Origin of the sequence: Devosia sp. Root105 (assembly GCF_001424865.1) — a bacterium.
In the GTDB taxonomy this organism is placed as follows: Bacteria; Pseudomonadota; Alphaproteobacteria; order Rhizobiales; family Devosiaceae; genus Devosia_A.
Window position 1 is genome coordinate 62478 of the sequence record NZ_LMCR01000018.1, and the last position, 18754, is coordinate 81231.

The 18754-nt window shown below is 66.4% G+C and carries 16 protein-coding genes; 11 read left to right on the forward strand and 5 right to left on the reverse strand.

The window, feature by feature from the left end:
• Nucleotides 1–251: 251 nt before the first annotated feature.
• From ASC68_RS20735 to ASC68_RS20765, 7 genes are all read left to right on the forward strand, one after another.
• Nucleotides 252–3122: a monovalent cation/H+ antiporter subunit A gene (locus tag ASC68_RS20735; protein ID WP_349236246.1), complete on the forward strand. Its 2871-nt coding sequence runs from the start codon at nucleotides 252–254 to the stop codon at nucleotides 3120–3122.
• Entirely contained in the window at nucleotides 3113–3448 is a 336-nt protein-coding gene (locus tag ASC68_RS20740) for a Na+/H+ antiporter subunit C (RefSeq protein WP_055883493.1), read from the forward strand. Before ASC68_RS20735 ends, ASC68_RS20740 begins: the two co-directional genes overlap by 10 nt.
• Nucleotides 3448–5037 (forward strand): monovalent cation/H+ antiporter subunit D, encoded by a 1590-nt coding sequence (locus ASC68_RS20745; RefSeq protein ID WP_248310578.1) that lies wholly within the window; start codon nucleotides 3448–3450, stop codon nucleotides 5035–5037. Before ASC68_RS20740 ends, ASC68_RS20745 begins: the two co-directional genes overlap by 1 nt.
• Complete coding sequence (locus tag ASC68_RS20750) at nucleotides 5034–5519, forward strand: Na+/H+ antiporter subunit E (protein ID WP_055883498.1); 486 nt, start codon at nucleotides 5034–5036, stop codon at nucleotides 5517–5519. Before ASC68_RS20745 ends, ASC68_RS20750 begins: the two co-directional genes overlap by 4 nt.
• Nucleotides 5516–5797, forward strand: a complete 282-nt coding sequence (locus tag ASC68_RS20755; RefSeq protein ID WP_055883500.1) for a K+/H+ antiporter subunit F — start codon at nucleotides 5516–5518, stop codon at nucleotides 5795–5797. Before ASC68_RS20750 ends, ASC68_RS20755 begins: the two co-directional genes overlap by 4 nt.
• Nucleotides 5794–6147 (forward strand): monovalent cation/H(+) antiporter subunit G, encoded by a 354-nt coding sequence (gene mnhG, locus ASC68_RS20760; protein ID WP_055883504.1) that lies wholly within the window; start codon nucleotides 5794–5796, stop codon nucleotides 6145–6147. The genes ASC68_RS20755 and mnhG overlap by 4 nt, the downstream gene beginning before the upstream one ends.
• Before the next feature lie 62 nt (nucleotides 6148–6209).
• Nucleotides 6210–6575, forward strand: coding sequence for a helix-turn-helix domain-containing protein (locus tag ASC68_RS20765; protein WP_055883506.1), 366 nt, complete (start codon nucleotides 6210–6212; stop codon nucleotides 6573–6575).
• Between the two features lie 217 nt (nucleotides 6576–6792).
• On the opposite strand, the gene ASC68_RS20770 is transcribed toward ASC68_RS20765, so the two are convergent.
• Nucleotides 6793–7377, reverse strand: coding sequence for a hypothetical protein (locus ASC68_RS20770; RefSeq protein ID WP_055883510.1), 585 nt, complete (start codon nucleotides 7375–7377; stop codon nucleotides 6793–6795).
• A 245-nt stretch (nucleotides 7378–7622) separates the two neighbouring features.
• Between ASC68_RS20770 and ASC68_RS20775 the strand changes: the two genes are divergently transcribed.
• Together ASC68_RS20775 and ASC68_RS20780 are read left to right on the forward strand one after the other, a co-directional pair.
• The gene (locus ASC68_RS20775) at nucleotides 7623–7982 is read left to right on the forward strand and encodes a c-type cytochrome domain-containing protein (RefSeq protein ID WP_156387396.1); all 360 of its coding nucleotides are present in this window, start codon (nucleotides 7623–7625) and stop codon (nucleotides 7980–7982) included.
• A gap of 160 nt (nucleotides 7983–8142) precedes the next feature.
• Nucleotides 8143–9348: an integrase core domain-containing protein gene (locus tag ASC68_RS20780; RefSeq protein WP_055883514.1), complete on the forward strand. Its 1206-nt coding sequence runs from the start codon at nucleotides 8143–8145 to the stop codon at nucleotides 9346–9348.
• A gap of 337 nt (nucleotides 9349–9685) precedes the next feature.
• On the opposite strand, the gene ASC68_RS20785 is transcribed toward ASC68_RS20780, so the two are convergent.
• The 3 genes from ASC68_RS20785 to ASC68_RS20795 are packed head-to-tail and all read right to left on the reverse strand — an operon-like array spanning nucleotide 9686 to nucleotide 15473.
• A complete protein-coding gene (locus ASC68_RS20785) occupies nucleotides 9686–11089 on the reverse strand; it encodes an efflux transporter outer membrane subunit (RefSeq protein ID WP_156387397.1) in 1404 nt (467 codons plus the stop codon).
• Between the two features lie 22 nt (nucleotides 11090–11111).
• Nucleotides 11112–14246 carry an efflux RND transporter permease subunit gene (locus ASC68_RS20790; RefSeq protein ID WP_055883518.1) on the reverse strand — a complete coding sequence of 1045 codons (3135 nt, stop codon included), beginning with the start codon at nucleotides 14244–14246 and terminating at the stop codon, nucleotides 11112–11114.
• A 3-nt stretch (nucleotides 14247–14249) separates the two neighbouring features.
• A complete protein-coding gene (locus ASC68_RS20795) occupies nucleotides 14250–15473 on the reverse strand; it encodes an efflux RND transporter periplasmic adaptor subunit (protein ID WP_055883520.1) in 1224 nt (407 codons plus the stop codon).
• A 204-nt stretch (nucleotides 15474–15677) separates the two neighbouring features.
• On the opposite strand from ASC68_RS20795, the gene ASC68_RS20800 reads away from it, so the two are divergent.
• On the forward strand, nucleotides 15678–16349 hold the full coding sequence (locus ASC68_RS20800) for a response regulator transcription factor (protein ID WP_055883522.1): 672 nt from the start codon (nucleotides 15678–15680) through the stop codon (nucleotides 16347–16349).
• Nucleotides 16346–17710 (forward strand): HAMP domain-containing sensor histidine kinase, encoded by a 1365-nt coding sequence (locus ASC68_RS20805; protein WP_055883525.1) that lies wholly within the window; start codon nucleotides 16346–16348, stop codon nucleotides 17708–17710. Before ASC68_RS20800 ends, ASC68_RS20805 begins: the two co-directional genes overlap by 4 nt.
• Before the next feature lie 195 nt (nucleotides 17711–17905).
• Here the strand turns inward: ASC68_RS20805 and ASC68_RS20810 are convergent, their stop codons facing one another.
• The gene (locus ASC68_RS20810; protein WP_055883528.1) at nucleotides 17906–18637 is read right to left on the reverse strand and encodes a GntR family transcriptional regulator; all 732 of its coding nucleotides are present in this window, start codon (nucleotides 18635–18637) and stop codon (nucleotides 17906–17908) included.
• Between the last annotated feature and the right edge of the window lie 117 nt (nucleotides 18638–18754).

An 18754-nucleotide genomic window follows, 5' to 3' on the forward strand; every position in this document is an offset into this window, starting at 1 on the left:
AGCGAAAGCTGGGACCCAACTCGCCGCAGCGCAAGTGGGTAGATGGGTCCCAGCTTTCGCCGGGATGACACCGGTGGGTGGGATGGCTTGTGCCCTGCTGCGAGAGCGTCACCAGTCATTAAATCGGACAAGCTGCCGCACCGACAAATGGGGCACTTTCCAACCGCCTCGACGCCACCTATACCCGATGCACACACTGAGCTGGGGACGGGACGCTGCCGGGATTTTCGCCTGACGTCGCATTGGGAACATTGTGTGCCTTGCCATTTCTGGCATGCGTCCTCGCCTATGCGCTGCAGGGTCGATTAGCCTCGGGAGCGGTGTACGTCACCGGCGGCGTCGCGGCCCTGCTCTTCCTCGTCACCCTGCTGCTGTTCCCGCAGGTTTCCGCGGGCGACGCGCTGATCTACCGCATCGAGTGGATCCCGCAGCTCGGGCTCAACCTGACGCTGCGCATGGATGGCCTCGCCTGGCTGTTCTGCGTGCTGATCACGCTGATCGGCCTGCTCGTCGTGCTCTATGCGCGCTACTACATGTCGCCCAAGGATCCGGTGGCGCGCTTTTATGCGCTGCTGCTCGCCTTCATGGGGGCGATGCTGGGGCTCGTGCTCTCCGGCAACATCATCCAGCTCGCGGTGTTCTGGGAGCTGACCAGCTTCGTCTCGTTCCTGCTCATCGGCTACTGGTACCACCGCGGCGATGCGCGCGATGGCGCCCGCATGGCGCTGATCGTTACCGGCATGGGTGGGCTGGCGCTGTTCGTCGCCATGCTGCTCATCGGCCATATCGTCGGTAGCTACGAGCTCGACGATGTGCTGGCTTCGGGCAGCACGCTGGTCGATAGCCCGCTCTACCCGGTGACGCTGATCCTGTTCCTGCTCGCCGCCTTCACCAAGAGCGCGCAGTTCCCGTTCCAGTTCTGGCTGCCCAACGCCATGACGGCGCCGACCCCGGTCTCGGCCTATCTCCACTCGGCCACTATGGTGAAGGCCGGCGTGTTCCTCCTCACCCGCTTCTGGCCGGTGATGTCGGATTCCGAGCTCTGGTTCGCCATCGTCACCTATACCGGGCTCGCGACGCTGATCTTCGGGGCTGCCGCGGCCTTGTTCCAGCGCGACCTCAAGGGCCTCCTCGCCTATTCGACCATCAGTCACCTCGGCCTCATCACCACGCTGCTCGGCATGGGGACGCCGCTCGCTGCCGTCGCGGCGATCTTCCACATCGCCAACCACGCCACCTTCAAGGCCTCGCTGTTCATGGTGGTGGGCATCATCGACCACGAAACCGGCACCCGCGACGTGCGAAAGCTCAGCGGCCTGTGGCGGTTCATGCCGTTCACCGCCACCTTCGCCATCATCGCCAGCGGCGCCATGGCCGGGGTGCCGCTGCTCAACGGCTTTCTCTCCAAGGAAATGTTCTTCACCGAGACGGCGGAGTTCCACCCCGACATCTTCGTCAACTATTCGCTGCCGATCGGCGCGACCATTGCCGGCATGCTGAGCGTCGCCTACTCGATCAAGTTCGTGCATGGCGTGTTCTTCGGGCCACCGCCAACCGAACTCGACCGGGTGCCGCACGAACCGCCGGCCTTGATGCGGCGGCCGATGGAACTCCTGGTGGTGGTCTGCCTCGCCGTCGGCATCATCCCCGGCATCACCATCGGGCCGTTCCTCGCCGCGGCAGTGCAGTCGGTGCTCGGGCCCGACACGCCCTATTACAGCCTCTCGGTCTGGCACGGCTTCAACTGGCCACTGCTGATGAGCCTCCTCGCCATGCTCGGCGGCGTGGTGATCTACGTGCCCTATTACCGGCGCTTCCGCGATGTCGACGGACTGCCCTTCTTCACCCGCTTCCGCGGCCAGCGTATCTTCGAGCGCCTGCTGCTGAACGCCACCAACAAATGGGCGCGCAGCTTCATCGAGCTGTTCGGCACGCAACGGCTGCAGCCGCAGATCTTCATCGTGGTGCTCCTGGCGCTCGCCGCGGGCGTCGCGGCCGGCTGGGCCCGCATGGGCAACCTGCCGCTGCCGGAAAGCTTCGATCCGGTGCTCGGCCTCGTCTGGCTCGTGGGCGGCATCAGCGCCATCGCCGCCGCACAGCAGGCCAAGTTCCACCGGCTCGCGGCAATGATCCTGATGGGCGGCGCCGGGCTCGCCACCTGCATCACCTTCGCCTGGCTGTCGGCGCCCGATCTGGCCCTCACCCAGCTGCTCGCCGAAATCGCCACCACGGTGCTGATCCTCTTGGGCCTCCGCTGGCTGCCCAAGCGCCTGCCGGTGCCGGAAGACCTGACGCTGAAGATGCGGCTCAGGCGCCTGCGCGACGTCGGCCTCGCGCTGCTGGTCGGGCTGGGCGCCGCCCTCTTGAGCTACGCCGTGATGACCCGCAGCGCCCCGCTGGGGATCTCGGAATTCTTCCTCGCCAACGCCTACAAGGAGGGCGGCGGCACCAACGTGGTGAACGTCATGCTGGTGGATTTCCGCGGCTTCGACACCATGGGCGAGATCACCGTGCTGGGCGTCGTGGCGCTCACCGTGTTCGGCCTGTTGCGCCGCTTCCGGCCAGCCGTCGACAGCGCCGAGCGGCCCGAGCAGCAGCGCCTGCTCGATGGCAGCGCCGACGGCCAGCGCGTCGCCGACGATTTCCTGCGCATCCCCTCGTTGATCATGAGCTGGCTGTTCCCGGTGGTGATCCTGATTGCCATCTACATGCTGCTGCGCGGCCACGACCTGCCGGGCGGCGGCTTCATCGCCGGCATCATCATGTCGCTGGCTTTCATCCTGCAATACATGGCGCACGGCACCCGCTGGGTCGAAGAGCGGCTGCGCGTCCTGCCGGTATTGTGGATCGGCTGGGGGCTCGGGCTCGCCATGCTGACCGGGCTCGGGGCGATGGCGCTCGGCGCGCCGTTCCTCACCTCGGCCTTCGCCTATGCCGAGATCCCGCTGATCGGCAAAATCCCGCTGGCGACCGCCCTGCTGTTCGACCTGGGCGTCTTTGCCCTGGTGGTCGGCGCCACCGTGCTGATGCTGATCGCGCTGGCGCACCAGTCGATCCGCCGGCCCAAGCCTGCCGGATCGGCCAAACCCAGGGAACGCGAGGGGCTGGCAAAATGGAACTGATCCTTGCCGCCGCCATCGGTGTGCTTGCTGCCTCCGGGGTCTATTTGATCCTCCGCCCCCGCACCTTCCAGGTAATCATCGGGTTGTCGCTGATCTCCTACGCGGTGAACCTGTTCATCCTCGCCATGGGCCGGCTGCGCATGGATGCGGCGCCGATCCTCGATGGCGCCAACGCCAACCCGGCCGACTATGTCGATCCGGTGCCGCAGGCGCTGGTGCTCACCGCCATTGTCATCGGCTTTGCCATGACGGCTTTGTTCCTCGTGGTGCTGCTCGCCGCCCGCGGCTTGACCGGCAATGACCATGTCGATGGGAAGCTCGACTGATGGCCGAGCTCAACCACATCGCCATCCTGGCCATCCTCGTGCCGATGGCGGCGGTGATCGCCAACCTGCTGCTGGGCAACCTCAGGCCCGTCAGCCGGGTGCGGCTCAACATCGCCTTCAGCGTCGTGCTGCTGCTGGTTTCGATCCTCTTGCTGGTGGTGCTGGCGCGATCGGATGGGAACCTCGCAGCAGTCTACCCGCTCGGCAACTGGCCGGTGCCGTTCGGCATCGTCTTGGTCGCCGACCGGCTGGCGGCGGTGATGGTGCTGGTCACCTCGATCCTGTCGCTCGCGGCCCTCCTCTATGCCTCGGCGCGCTGGCACAGCCGCGGCAGCAACTTCTTCCCGCTGTTCCATGCCCTGACCATGGGGCTCAACGGCGCCTTCTTGACTGGCGACCTGTTCAACCTGTTCGTCTTCTTCGAACTGCTGCTCGCCGCCTCCTACGGGCTGACGCTGCATGGCGGTGGCCGCAACCAGGTGAAGGCGGCGCTGCACTATATCGCCATCAACCTCGTCGCCTCGTTCCTGTTCCTCATCGGCGTGGCGCTGATCTACGCCACCACCGGCACGCTCAACATGGCCGATATCGGCCGCGCCGTGCCGCTGATCGCCCCCGATGATCGCGGGCTGTTCGATGCCGGCGCTGCGGTGCTGGGGGTCGCCTTCCTGATCAAGGCCGGCTCCTGGCCGCTGCATTTCTGGCTGCCGCGCACCTATTCTTCGGCGGCGCCACCCGTCGCGGCCCTGTTCGCGGTGATGACCAAGGTGGGGTTCTACGCCATCCTCAGGCTCTGGACCCTGGTCTTCGCCAACGCCTCGGGCCCGGAACTGGCGTTCGGGCAGAACGTGCTGCTGGTGCTGGGGCTGGCGACCATCGCCTATGGCAGCATCGGCGCGCTCTCCAGCAAGGCGCTCGACCGGCTGGCGAGCTACCTGATCCTGGTTTCGGCCGGCACGCTCCTCCTCGCCGTCGGCTACAACGCGCCAGGGGTGACCAGCGGGGCGCTCTATTATGTGGTGGCCGCCACCCTCGCGGCCGGGGCGTTGTTCCTGCTCAAGGATGTGATCGACCAGATCCTGCCGGCCGAAGCCCAGGTGCTGGCCGTGTCGCTCGAAATCTACGGCGACGAGGAAGAGGCGCCCGATGACAGCGACGAGGTCAGCCGCACCCTGCCCGGCGCCGCGACGCTGGTCAGCTGGTGCTTCGCCATTGCTGCGCTGATCATGGCCGGCTTGCCGCCGCTCTCCGGGTTCGTCTCGAAATTCGCCATGATCTCGGCAGCGCTCGGCGCCGGCCCGACTGCCGCCACCTGGTGGTTCGTCGCGGCGCTGATCGGCTCGGGGTTCCTGGTGCTGGTGGCGATGGTGCGCAACGGCATCAACATCTTCTGGACCTCGCTGCCCGACAGCGACGTCCCGCGGGTCCGTACTGCCGAAATCGTCCCGATCGTCGCGCTCCTGGCGCTCTGCGTGCTGCTGGCGCTGGCCGCCGGGCCGGCGATGGCGTTCTTCGCCGAGACGGCGGCATTCATCCACTCGCCGCAGGGCTACATGGATGTGGTGCTGCCCATGGGGACTGCGCCATGAAGCGCCTGCTCCCCTATCCGGTTCTCGCCGCGCTGCTGCTGCTGATGTGGCTGGTGCTGCAGCAATCGATCGGCTTGGGCCAGATCCTGCTCGGTGGCGCCGTTGCTGTTGCCGCCGCGCTCGCCGCCAGCGCCATCCTGCCCGGGCGCGTGCGTTTCCGGCGCCTCACCAGCCTGCTGCAGCTGGTGGCGGTGGCCGGCATCGACATCATCCGCTCCAACATCGCGGTGCTGCTGATCCTCATCAACCCGAGGGCTGAACCCTCGGCGGGCTTCATCAAGATGGAATTGCAGCTGACCAACCAGTTCGGGCTGGCGGTGCTGGCCTGCCTCCTCACCGCGACGCCGGGCAGCGCCTGGCTCGAATATGACGGCGAGCACAACACCGTGCTGATCCACGTGCTCGACCTCGCCGACAAGGACGAATGGATCGCCACCGTCAGGCACCGCTACGAGCGGCTGTTGCTGGAGATTTTTCAATGAGCCAGATGATCCTCGACTGGAGCCTCCTCGCCGCCCAGCTGATGCTGGGCGTCGGCATGCTGGCAACGCTCTACCGCATGGTGCGCGGCCCCCGTGCCCAGGATCGGATCCTGGCGCTCGATGCGCTCTATGTCGTCGGCCTGCTGCTGCTGGTGACGCTCGGTATCCGCACCGGCTCTACGATCTATTTCGAGCTCGCCATGCTGATCGGCCTGCTCGGCTTTGTCGGCACGGTGGCGCTGGCCAAATTCCTGATGCGCGGCGAGGTGATCGAATGATCGACGCGCTGCCGCTCTGGCTTGCTATCCTCGTCTCGGTTTGCGTCGTCGTCGGCGCCGGGCTCACCATGGCCGGATGCCTGGGCCTCGTCCGCTTCCCCGATTTCTACCGTCGCATCCACGCCCCCACCATGGGCACCAGCATGGGCGGCGGCCTGATCCTCCTGGCTTCAACGATCTTCTTCACGGTGACGGAACAACGCCTGGTGATCCACGAACTGGTGATCTTCCTGTTCGTCACCGTCACCACGCCGGTAACGCTCATGCTCCTGGCGCGGGCGACGCTGTTCCGCGATAGGATTGAGGAAGCGAGGGACGGAACGCCCCCTTCCGGCGAGGCAAAGGACTGACTGCAAGCCTGTCGCAAGCTTGCCGATGCAAGGTACTTCGGTCGTGAATCGAGGTGCCGAAAATGACCAAGCCAGACGCAACCATCGTCCGCGAAGTGTTCGACCTGACCGGCGCGCGCTGGACCGTGCCGGTGCTGGTGGCGCTGGAAACCGGCCGGCTGCGCTTCGGCGAAATCGCCCGCGATGTCGGCGGCGTGGCCCAGAAGCAGCTGGCGGCGACGCTCAGGGAACTGGAGCGCGACGGCTTCGTCGAGCGCACCGCCTTCGCCACCATCCCGCCGCGGGTCGAATACGAGCTCACCGAGCTGGGCGAGGAACTGGTCGGCGGGGTCAAACGGCTGGGCTCGATCGCGCTGAACAACCGCGACCGTATTGCGACGGCGCGCCGGCAGTTTGCCGAACGGGCTGAGACTTCGGCTTCGATTTAGCACCAGCGGCGCAGTCGGCGACCCTCTCCCGCCTGCGGGGGAAGGGGGACCAGCCGAAAGGCTGGTGGGAGGGGGGTGCCGCAGACTCTGGCCTGTGCCCCGTCCGCTTACGATCAATGCGTGGGGCCCCCCCCTCCCACCACGCTTTCGCGTGGTCCCCCTCCCCCGTAAACGGGAGAGGGAGTCCCGACTGCCGATTTCCGCGCCTAGACCACCATCACATCTTGTGTTCAGCGTGGTCGCAGGTCACCGCCGGGTTGAACGGCATCAGGTCGCCTGCCGGGTTGGTGCGGTAGAGCCAGACATGCTGGTCGTAATGCGGCATGAAACCATGCGCCTCGTCGCCGGCGGTCGCCGGGTCGTCGGCCATGTGGTCCCAGGCGCGCCCGTTGAGCACCAGTTCCTCGGTCTTGCCCGACGCATCCCAGGCCGCCTGGAACACCAGGTTCTCCACCGCCACCAGTTCGAGCGTGCCATCGGCCTGCGGCTCATAGATCAGCACCGAGGGCTTCATCCAGTCGGTATAGGTGCTCTTGCCGTCGACCTTGGGGGCGGTGCCAGTGATCTCGAGCTGGCCCGGGTGAATGTAGTGGAGCCCCATGGCGCCGAGTTCCGGCGGCAACCCCGAATTGGCGGCCGACACGCAGTGATTTTCGGGCAGGATGTAACCATCCGCCAGCGCCACGTTCACATCCTTGTACTTGTCCACGGCCTTGCGCATGTCGTCGAGGCTGACATCGGCGGCCGACGCAACCATCGGGCAGAACGAAGCAGCCAGTGCAAGCAGAACCAGTCTTCTCATGTTCTTCCTCCCACGCGAGACGCCGCAGGCGGGCGGCCGGCGGCTGCGAGGAAGGCAGCATATCACGCCGCTAACAAGCGTATCCAGTAACAGCTGATGCCAGATTCATCAGCGATGACACGTATTTACCAAGACCATTTCGCAACCATGCGATGCACTTCGCGCGCTGTGACTGAGGATGTGCTAGTGATTATGCGCCAGGATGATTTCACCGCCTCGTTCGAACACTGACTTTGGTCGCCACCATGCAGCGGACTTTTGTCTCTCTACTCCTGATCTGCTTCAGCCAGGCGGCAGCGGCAGCAGAAGCCGTGGGCCAGCCGCCGACCTGGGCAGATATCAACCCCATCGTCACCAAGCACTGCGTGATGTGCCATTCCGCCCAGGGCGCCGGGAAAGGCCTGCGCCTCGACAGCTACGCCCTGGCGATCGCCGGCAGCAAGGATGGCCCGGTGCTGCTGCCGGGCGACCCCGAAGGCAGCGAACTGATCCGCCGGCTGAAGGGCATCAGCACCCCGCGCATGCCGTTCTTGAGCTACCCGCTGGCAGAGGAGCAGATCGCGCTGTTCGTCCGCTGGGTGGAGGCGGGGATGCCGGAGGAGTAGCCGAGGAACGTGCAGTCGGCGCACCCTCTCCCGTTTACGGGGGAGGGGGGACCAGCCGAAAGGCTGGTGGGAGGGGGGTGCCACGGTCCGATCCGCGGTCCGATCCGGATAGATCGCTGACAGTTTAGTCCGGATACATGGCTGACAGGAGGACCTGTCGATGCCGTGGGAAGCGACGTCAGTGATGGATGCGAAGGTGCAGTTCGTGGCGGACTGCCTTGTTGGCGATGAGCCGATGAGCGTTCTTTGCGAGCGCTACGGCATCAGCCGACAGACCGGTTACAAGTGGCAGCGGCGCTTTGCTGAGGAAGGCGCCGGTGGGCTTGAGGAGCGCTCGCGGGCACCGCACCATCATGGCCGAGCGACGCCGGCCGATGTGGTGGTTGAACTGATCGAGGCTCGGCTGCGCAAGCCCTATTGGGGACCCAAGAAGCTGCTGGCGATACTGAGCCGTGAGCATCCGGACTGGCCGTGGCCGGCGCCGAGCACGGTTGCCGATCTGCTGCGTCGCGAGGGACTGAGCCAGCCGCGTCGCCGACGCCGGCGAGCGCTGACGATCGAGCAGCCCTTTGCCCAAGTGGCAGCTGCCAACGACGCCTGGTGCATCGACTTCAAGGGCTGGATCCGCACATCCGACGGCACGCGCTGCGATCCCCTGACGGTGAGCGATGCCCGTAGTCGATACCTGTTGGGGCTTGAGATCATCGAGCCTGTCACCGAGGCGGTCAGCAAGGTCACCGATCGATTGTTCCGCGAGCACGGTCTGCCCAAGGCCATGCGTTCCGACAACGGTTCACCCTTCGCTTCTACCGGCGCAGGCGGACTGACCCGGCTATCGGCGCGCTGGGTCAAGATGGGGATCGACCTGGAACGGATCTATCCGGGCAAGCCGCAACAGAACGGCCGGCACGAACGTATGCACGGCACCCTGAAGGCTGAGACCTGCGATCCACCGGCCGATACGGCAGCCCAGCAACAGCGCCGGTTCGAGGCCTTCCGGCACGAGTACAACTTCGAGCGCCCCCATGAGGCGCTCGACCAGAGACCGCCGGCCGAGCTCTACAGCGACTCCCCGCGCCCGTTCTGCGAGCGACTTGAGGATCCCTCCTATGGGCCGCACGAGCAGGTTCGCCGGGTACGAGCGAGCGGCGAGGTCAGGTGGCGTGGCGGAATGATCTTCATCTCCGAGGCCCTCATTGGTGAGGCCGTCGGCATCACCGAGCGTGACGACGGACACTGGTTGGTCCGCTTCGCCAACGTGCCCCTCGTCCTCATCGACCGCTACACCCAGAAACTCTCAAGGTTCGGACCAGCTCGACCAGCCCCCAACACCGTGAAAACTGTCAGCGATGTATCCGGACAATAGTGTCAGCGATCTTCCCGCTTGCTCACACAAACTCTGGCCTCTGCCCAGTCCGCTTACGATCAGTGCGTGGGGCACCCCCCCCCCACCAGCCAGGTTCGGACCAGCTCGACCAGCCCCCAACACCGTGAAAACTGTCAGCGATGTATCCGGACAATAGTGTCAGCGATCTTCCCGCTTGCTCACACAAACTCTGGCCTCTGCCCAGTCCGCTTACGATCAGTGCGTGGGGCACCCCCCTCCCACCACGCTTTCGCGTGGTCCCCCCGCGGTGAGGGCCTCCGGCCCTCATCCCCCTCCCCCGTAAAGGGTACGCCGACTGCCCATACCGGTGACCACCTTATTTGGCCGGCAACGCCCCGATCCCCCCACCGATCGCCACGTTCAGCGCCACATAGTTGCTCGCATATTGCCGCGTCGACGTTGCCAGCTGGGCCTTGGCGTCGAACAGGTTGCGTTCGGCGTTGAGCACGTCGAGTATCTGCCCCTGCCCTTCCTGGTAGCTCTTCCGCGCCAATTCGAGCTGCCGCTGCGCGCTGTCCGACACCTTGGTCGCGGCATCGATGCTGCGGCCGTCGCGACGCACCGCGGCCAGCGCGTTTTCGGTCTCCTCGATGGCGCCGCGCACCGCGCTCTGCCAGCTGAGATAAGCCTGGTTCACTTTCGACAACGCCGCCTGGTGGTTGGCCTTGGCCCGCCCGCCATCGAGGAACGGCAGGCTGAGCGTCGGCCCGAACCCCCAGCTGGTGGTGTTGCCGCCGGCCAGCGCCGCCAGCTGAATATTGCCGCTGAGCGTGATCGACGGATACAGCTGCGCCTCGGCGATCCCGGCATTGGCGGTCGCCGCCAGCAGCGCCCGCTCGGCCGCCTGGATGTCCGGCCGCTGCCGGATCAGGTCGGCCGGAACGCCGGCATTGACCTTGGCCCGCGGCCAGGGCTGCGGCGCGCCCTTGATCAGGTCTTTCTCGATCGCGCCCGTTGATTGCGCAGTGAGCGTCGCCAGCCGGTTGAGGCTGCGCACGAACCCTAGCTCCTGGCTCGGCAGCTGCAGCGAGGCGGCATCGAGCGCGCTCTGCGCCTGCAGCACGTCGAGCTGCGAGCCGGCGCCGTTGTTGAGCAACGACTGCGTCAGCTCCAGCGTCTGCTGGCGGGTGGCGAGGCTCGAGCGGGTGAGCGCCAGCGATTCCTGATAGTAGCGCAGGTCGATATAGGCGTTGGTGAGTTCCGACAGGAAGGTCAGCCGCGCCGTGTCGGCCGAGAGGTAGGCCTGATCAAGACCGGCCTCGGCGGCCTTCCTCGAATTGGCATACTGCCCGAACAGATCGAGCATCCACGAGGCGGTCGCGCCATAGGTGACCGACGAACTCGATGCCCCCGAGCCGCCGCTTTCGCGCCCGGCGACGCTGCCCGAGGCCGAGGGCAGCACGGTGGCGCCGACGGCGATCATGCCGGCATTGGCCTCGTTGATCCGCTCCACCGCCTGGGCGATCGAGAGGTTCTGGCTGAGCCCGCGGTCGATCAGCCGACTCAGCCGCTGGTCGCGGAACGCCGTCCACCACGCCTTGTTGCTGTTGTCGACGGAAACTCTAGCGTTAGACGAGGCGCTAAACGCGGCTGCCACCGCCATCTGCGGTTTCTGGTAGGCGAGCGAGGAACAGCCCGCCAGGAGCGCCGCGATGCCGACGGCAACGAGCAGTCGGGGCAGGCGCGCGGCGCGCGCCTGCAAAGCCGGTGCGGTGATCATGATCAGTCCTTGGGTTATCGGATCAGTGCGGGGCGAGCTCAGCCGCCGCAGGCGTTGGATGATGCTGCGCCGGCTCGCGCCGACGCAGCACACGCTTGACCAGTCCGCTCAACGAGTCGGTGTAGGTCAGCATCACGGGAACGACGACCAGCGTCAGCAGCGTCGAGCTGATCAGCCCGCCGATCACCGCATGGGCCATCGGCGCGTTCTGGCTCGAGCCTTCGTGGAGGCTCAGCGCCAAGGGCAGCATGCCGAACACCATGGCGAGCGTCGTCATGATGATCGGGCGGAAGCGGGTGCCCCCGGCTTCGACCAGCGCGTCATAGAGGTTCCAGCCCTCGCGCACGTGCTGGTTGGCATTGTCGACGAGCAGGATGGCGTTCTTCACCACCAGGCCCATCAGCATGATGAAGCCGATCATCGACATCATGTTGAGCGTCGAGCCGCCGATCAGCAGCCCGACCAGGACGCCGATCAGCGACAGCGGCAGCGCCATCATGATGGCAATGGGCTGGACGAAACTGCCGAACTGGCTGGCCAGCACCAGGTAGATGAACACCACTGCCAGGAGCAGCGCCGAGCCGGCAGAGGAGCCGATATCGCCCAGCTGCTCGGCATCGCCGCCCATCGACATGCGGTAACCCGCCGGCATTTCGATCGCATCGATCGCCGCCTGGATCTGCGGCATCAGCTCGCCGATATTGGCGCCGCTGATATTGGCGTCGACCGTCACCTGCCGCGACAGGTCCTGCCGGTTGATCTCGGCCGGGCCGGTCGAGGTCTCGATCTCGGCGATGTCGCCGAGCCGGATCACCGCGCTGTCATTGCGGCTGATCGGCAGGTTGGAGAGCAGCTCGACGCTGTTGCGCTCGCCTTCCGGCAGCCGCACCACCAGCTTGTAGGTTTCTTCCGCCGGCGAGGTCCATTCGCTGACCTCTTCGCCACTGAGCATCGGCTGCAGCACCGCACCCACTTGCTGCAGCGAGATGCCGGCTTCGCTGGCGAGCTCGCGGTTAACCCGGATGCCGACGATCGGCTGCGCCGCATCGAGCGAAGTTTCGATATCGGTGAGGCCGGGGATCTGGGCGAGCTTTGCCGCCAACTGGTCGGTGAGGTCGCCGAGCACCGCAAAACTGTCGCCATAGGCGGTGACCTGGATCGGCTTGCTCAGGCTGCCAAAACCGCTCGAGACGCCGACAATGGTCTTCACCCCGGGCACCTGAGCGAGAAGATCTCGAACTGGCCCGGTCATTTCATGCGGCATCAGCTGGCGTTCGCCCGGCGGCACCATGGTGACGACGACGGTGCCGGCATTGTTGCTCGATACGCCCTGCCCGCCGGCGACGGTGGCATAGGTGCGCTTCACTTCGGGCAACGTGCGCAGCAGCGCTTCCACCTGCCGGACCTTCTGGCCGGTATAGTCGAGCGAGGAGCCCTGCGGCGTCTCCACTTCGACCTGGAACTCGCTGTTATCGGTGGCCGGCGTCACCTCGAAGCCGACCAGCGGCACCAAAGCGAAACTGGCGAAGAACAGCACTACGGCCGTACCAAGCGTCGTCATCCGGTGCCGCAGGCACCAGCGCAGCAGCGCCCGATAGCCGCCGGCGCACCACTCGAAGAAATGGTCGAACTTCGCCACCGCCCGGCCGAGCGGACCGCGCTTGGCGCCCGGCTCGGAATCCGGGTCGTGCCACACCGACGACATCATCGGGTCGAGCGTGAAGGCGACGAACAGCGAGATCAGCACCGCCACCGAGACGGTGACGCCGAACTGCAGGAAGAACCGCCCCATGATGCCGTCCATGAAGGCGACGGGGAGGAACACCGCGACGATCGACAGCGTCGTCGCCAGCACCGCGAGACCGATCTCGTTGGTGCCGTCGAGCGCCGCCTGCACATGGTTCTTGCCCATATGCAGGTGCCGCATGATGTTCTCGCGCACCACGATCGCGTCGTCGATCAGGATGCCCACCGACAGCGACAGCGCCATCAGCGTCATCATGTTGAGCGTGAAGCCGAGCGCAAACAGCACCGTCATCGTGCCGATGATCGAGATCGGCAGCGTCAGCGCGGTGATGACGGTCGAACGCCACGAGTTGAGGAACAGGAAGACGATCAGCACGGCGAGCCCCGCGCCCTCGACGATCATGTTCTGCACCGTGTGGAACGACTGCTCCACCGGCACGGCATTGTCGGCCACCACGTCGATGCTGACGCTCTCGGGCAGCTCGCGCTCCTGAAGCCGCTCGAGCTCCTGGTGCACGGCCTTGGCCACGCCAACGGTGTTGGCGCCCTGCACTTTGATGATGTTGATCGCCAGCGCCCGCTCGCCATTGATGAAGGCGAGACTTTCCTCGTCGCCCTGCCCCTGGGTGATGGTCGCCACATCGCCGAGCCGCACGGCCTGGCCGCCGGTGCGCGACACGATGATGTTACGGAAATCCTCGACATCCTCGAGCCGGCCTTCGAGCTGGATGGCGCGCGACACCGCGCCCTCGGTGATGGTGCCGGCCGGCAGGTCGAGATTGTTCTGCCGGATCGCCGAGATCACCTCGGACATGCTGACGCCGAAGCCGTCGAGCCGGTCCGGATCGACCAGCACGTCGAGCTGCGCCGGCACCCCGCCGACCAGATCGGCGCTGCCGACGCCCGGGATATTGCGCAGCCGGTTGACCACCACGTCATCGGCCAGCTGCGTCAGCTCGCGCGAGCTGAGCTTGTCGGAGCGGATGGCCAGCGACATGATCGGCATGGCGTTGGGGTCGAACCGCAGCACCCGCGGCTTGTCGGCATTATCGGGCAGGTTCGCTTCGATGCCGGCGATCTTGTCGCGCACCTCCTGCACCGCGTCGACCGAGCTCACCTCCATGTCGAACATCATGATGATCATCGCAGCGTTCTGCTGCGCGATCGATTGCAGCGTATCGATGCCGCTGATCGAGTTCACCGCGTCTTCGATCGGCTTGATGATGTCGTTTTCGACCGATTGCGCCGAGGCGCCGGGATAGTTGACCACCACCGCGACGACCGGCAGGTCGATATTGGGCATCTGCTCGATGGAGAGGCGCGAGTAGGAGTAGAGGCCGAACACCAGCAGCGCCACCATGACCATGGTGGCGAAAACCGGGTGGCGGACGCTGATCTTGGTGAGGAACATGGCTCAGTTCTCCACCACGGTGACGCGCATGCCGGGCTTCAGATCATCGAGCTGGCCGGAGACATAGCTCTCGCCGGCCACGAGGCCCGAGGCGAGCTCGGTCATCCGGCTCGACGCCCACTTGCGCGCAATCTCGACCGGCTGGCGCACCAGCGCCCCATCGGCAATCCTGAGGATATGCGTCCCCTCGTCATCCTCGCGCAAAGCCGCGTCGGGCACGGCAAACGCCCCCTGCGTTTCTTCGATGACGATGCTGCCCGAGGCGAACATGCCACCACGCAGCTTGCCTTCGGGGTTGGGCACCGAGATCAGCACCGGCACGGTGCGGGTGCCTTTGGCCGCGACCGGGCTGACGCCCTCGACGGTGGCGGCAAAACTCTGGCCGGGCAGTCCCTCGACCGTAAGGGATACCCCTTGCCCCGGTGACAGCTTCGGGCTGGCGCTCACCGGCACATAGGCGGTCATTTCCATCATCGCGAGATCGACGAGATCGAACAGCGCCGCCCCTGATGTGATCAACTGGCCCGGCTCGATCGAGCGCGCTGCGACGATGCCGTCGAACGGCGCGGTGATGGTGGCGTTGCGGATCACCAGCTCGGCGCCGGCGACCTGCGCCTCGAGCGCTGCGAGGTTGGCCTTCAGCGCTTCGATCGAGGCTTTCTCGGATTCCACAGTGGCGCTGGGGGTAAGGCCGCTATCGGCGAGGCGCAGGGTGCGCTCGAGCTGGTTCTCGGCCTGCGCCAGCTGGGCCCGGGTCGCCGCGGCAGTGCTGCGCTGCTGGCTCAGCTGGATCTGCGAGGTTTCGACATCGACCGTCGCCAGCACATCGCCTGATTTCACCTGGTCGCCGATCCGCGCGTCTACGCTCTTAAGCGTGCCATTGACCTGCGAGGCGATGGCAATGGAACGCTGCGGCATCAGCGAGCCCGTTGCTTTGAGCGTTTCCGACAGCGTCGCCGGCTGGGCCGTGGCGACGTCGATGGTCAGCAGCCGCTTCACCACATCCGGCGCGGTTGCGGCGGTTTCGGTCGGGGTCGAGGCCTGCGGGGCGAACAACTGCGGCAGCACGAACACTGCGAGGCCGACCACTACCACGGCAGCGCCGGCCCACATCCACGGGAAGCGCGCCGGCTGGATGCCGGCCGCCAGCAGCGCCCGCTTTTTCAGTTCGCGCCGGCTCAGCGCCCACTCGGGTTTCGCGGCGGGCTGGATTGCGGGCTCGTCCATGGCGCAGTCCTCAGGGTAATGGGTCCAAACGTCTCGCCGCCCTGGGAGACCCCGGGGCATTGCGAGCGATGGCTTGTCTGCCGCCAAGCTTGCATGAACCTTGCGTGGCCCCGGCGCAGCGCGCATGGGTCGGTTGCGCGGGCCGCCTCGGGCGGCGCAAGCTTTCGGCAAGCTTGATCGGCGATGACGACGAAGGAGGTGCCGATGCGGCTATTGCTGGTTGAAGACGAGCCCGACATGGCGGCGCTGCTGCGCGCGGCGCTGGAGAAGCACGATTTCGTCACCGACCACGTGCCCTCGATCGAGTTCGCCATCGAGGCGATCGAGACGGTGGCGCATGACCTGGTGATCCTCGATCGGCAGCTCGGCGATGGCGACGGCGCCTCGCTCATCGCCCATATCCGCAAGCGCCGCCCGCACACCCCGATCGTCGTGCTCTCGGCCATGGGCGGCGCCCACCACCGTATCGAAGGCCTGAACCTCGGCGCCGACGATTACCTCGCCAAACCCTTCGTCGTCGACGAGCTGGTGGCGCGGCTCCGGGCCGTACTGCGACGGCCCAGCCAGGTGGAAACCGCGCCGTTGGCGATGGGCAACCTGTCGCTCGACCTCAACCACGGCGACGTGTTCGTTAATGGCGAGAAGGTCGATCTGCCGCGCCGCGAATACCTGGTGCTCGAAAGCCTGATGCGCCGGTCCGGCCGCACCGTGCGCCGCGCCGTGCTCGAGGAAGACGTCTACGGTTCGGACGACGAGATCCAGTCCAACTCGCTCGAAGCCCACATCTCGCGCCTCAGGCGCAAGCTCGCCGAAGCCGGCAGCACCGTAGAAATCCATCCGGTGCGTGGCGTCGGTTACCTCCTCAGGCAGTCATGACCCGCAAACCCAAAATCGTCCGGCTCGAACGCCGCCTCACCCGCCGCATGATCCAGGTGCAGGCCGTAGCCCTGCTGCTGTTCTTCGCGCTGGTGGTGTTCCCGCTCGGCATCTACCCGGCGCTCCGCTTCATCGATGCGCCGCCGCTCGACCCAGGCAATTCCGCGACCTTCGCCGAGGCGATCCGCCCGGCCGCCGGCGGTGGCGCCGAAATCGAGATGACCTCCAAGCTGAAGCAACTGATCGCCGACAGGCCGGCGGTCTGGTTCGTTGCCGCGACCGAGGCAGGCACCGAGGTTTCCTATGGCAAGATGCCGATCTACTACGAGGAGCTGCACGGCGAGCTCTGGCAATTCGCCTCGGTCGACGTCCGCCCGCGCGCCGGCTCGCAGGCCGATGGCTTGCAGCTCGAAAAGCACCAGAGCCAGATCGGCGACGTCATGGTGGTCTCGGGCGGTGGGCGGACCATCGGCGTGGTGTCATTCGTTGCCGGCTTCTGGGCCCTGTTCAGCCTGGCCCTCCTCGCCATCACCAGCATTGCCACGACCATCATCATCCCCAAGGTGATCCGCCGCGAGCTGCGCGGTTTGAAGCAGGCCGCCGAGCAGGCCGAACTGATCGATATCGATGCCCGCGGCACGCAGCTGCCCACCGAGAATGTGCCGCAGGAGGTCCGCGCCCTGGTCGACGCCGTCAATGGTGGCCTTGCCCGGCTCGACAAGGCCTATGCGCAGCGCGAGCGCTTCCTCGCCGACTCGGCGCATGAACTCCGCACCCCCATCGCCATCCTGCAGACCCGGCTTGAGACCGCCGAGCCCTTCCCCGAAAAGGCCCGGCTGCTGATGGATGTCGCCCGCCTCTCGAGCCTCGCCGACCAGCTGCTCGACCTGCAGCGCATGGACCTGGGCGAAACCACGATGGAGCCGCTCGACCTGGTCGAACTCGCCGGCACCGTGGTCAGCGATCTCGCGCCGCTCGCCCTCAACGCCGGCTATGAACTGGGGCTCAACGCCCCGGATCACCCGGTGATGATCCGCGGCGACGAAGGCAGCCTCACCCGCGCCCTCGCCAATGTGGTGCAGAACGCCATCGTCCATGCCGCCAATCACGGCCAGATCGTCGTCGAGGTCAGCCCCAACGGCACCGTCTCGGTGATGGACGATGGCCCCGGCATCGCCCCAGCCGACCGCGAACGCATCTTCGAGCCGTTCTACCGCATCAAGCCGCTCGCCACCGGTGCCGGCCTCGGCCTCAACCTCGTCGCCTCCATCGTCCAGCGCCACAAAGGCCGGGTGGCGGTCACGGAGTCCCCCACGGGCGGCGCAAGATTCTCGATGCTGCTGCCGCTGGCGGAGGGGTAACGCCGACCGCGCAGTCGGCGTGCCCTCTCCCGCCTGCGGGGGAGGGCGGGGGGGGGGGGGGGGTGCCCCACGCACTGATCGTAAGCGGACCGGGCAGGCGCCAGAGCCTGCGGCACCCCCCTCCCACCAGCCTTTCGGCTGGTCCCCCCTCCCCCGTAAACGGGAGAGGGCGCGCCGACTGATAGTCTTGTGCCCCTACGAAGCCAAACTGATATGCGAGGTCGTGTCCCGCGCGATGTAGCTCTGGATCTGCCGCACGATCTGCGCCGCGTGGCCGGCGGCGAGCTTGTCCGCCAGCTCTGCATCCCCGGCCGCCACCGCCGCCACCATCGCCTCGTGCTCATCGACATACTGGCGCGGCAGGGTGTCATCGAAGCTCTGGTAGTAGAGCCGCAAAATCCGCCGCCCTTCGTCGAGCAGCCGGGTGAACAGCCCGGTGAAATAGCTGTTGCCGCCGGCGGCGGCGATCGCCACGTGGAAATCGCGGTTGGACTGGATCATCTTCAGCGCATCGCGCTGCGCCACCGCGTCGGCATAGGCGGCCTGGAGCTTCCGGATCGTCACCATATCGCTGTCGCGCCGGTGCACTGCGGCGCCGCGCGTCGTCACCCGGTACATCAGCGTCAGCGCCTCGAAATAGATCGGCAGCTGCACGAAATCGATCGACGAGACGATGGTGCTGCGGTTGGGCAGCGTCGTCACCAACCCCTCGGCCGAGAGCCGTACCAGCGCCTCGCGGATCGGGGTGCGCGACATCTCGAACTGCTCGGAAAGCCCCACCTCGTCCAGCGGCGCGCCCGGCTCCAGCGTCAGGTCGAGGATCGACTGGCGCAGCTTCTCATAGACGGTCTGCGCCCCCTGCCCGCGCACCCGCACCGGCTCGCTGCCATCCGGCGCCGTCTTGCCCTTCTTTGTCGCCCCGCGCATAGCAGCCACGACGATTCTCCTGCATTCAGCCTGCTCTCGGCGCTAGAAAGCCGGTTCCACCGGCGATTGCAACGGCTGCTTCCGGCTATGCCTGTTCTGCTCCCCTCCCCCTTGAGG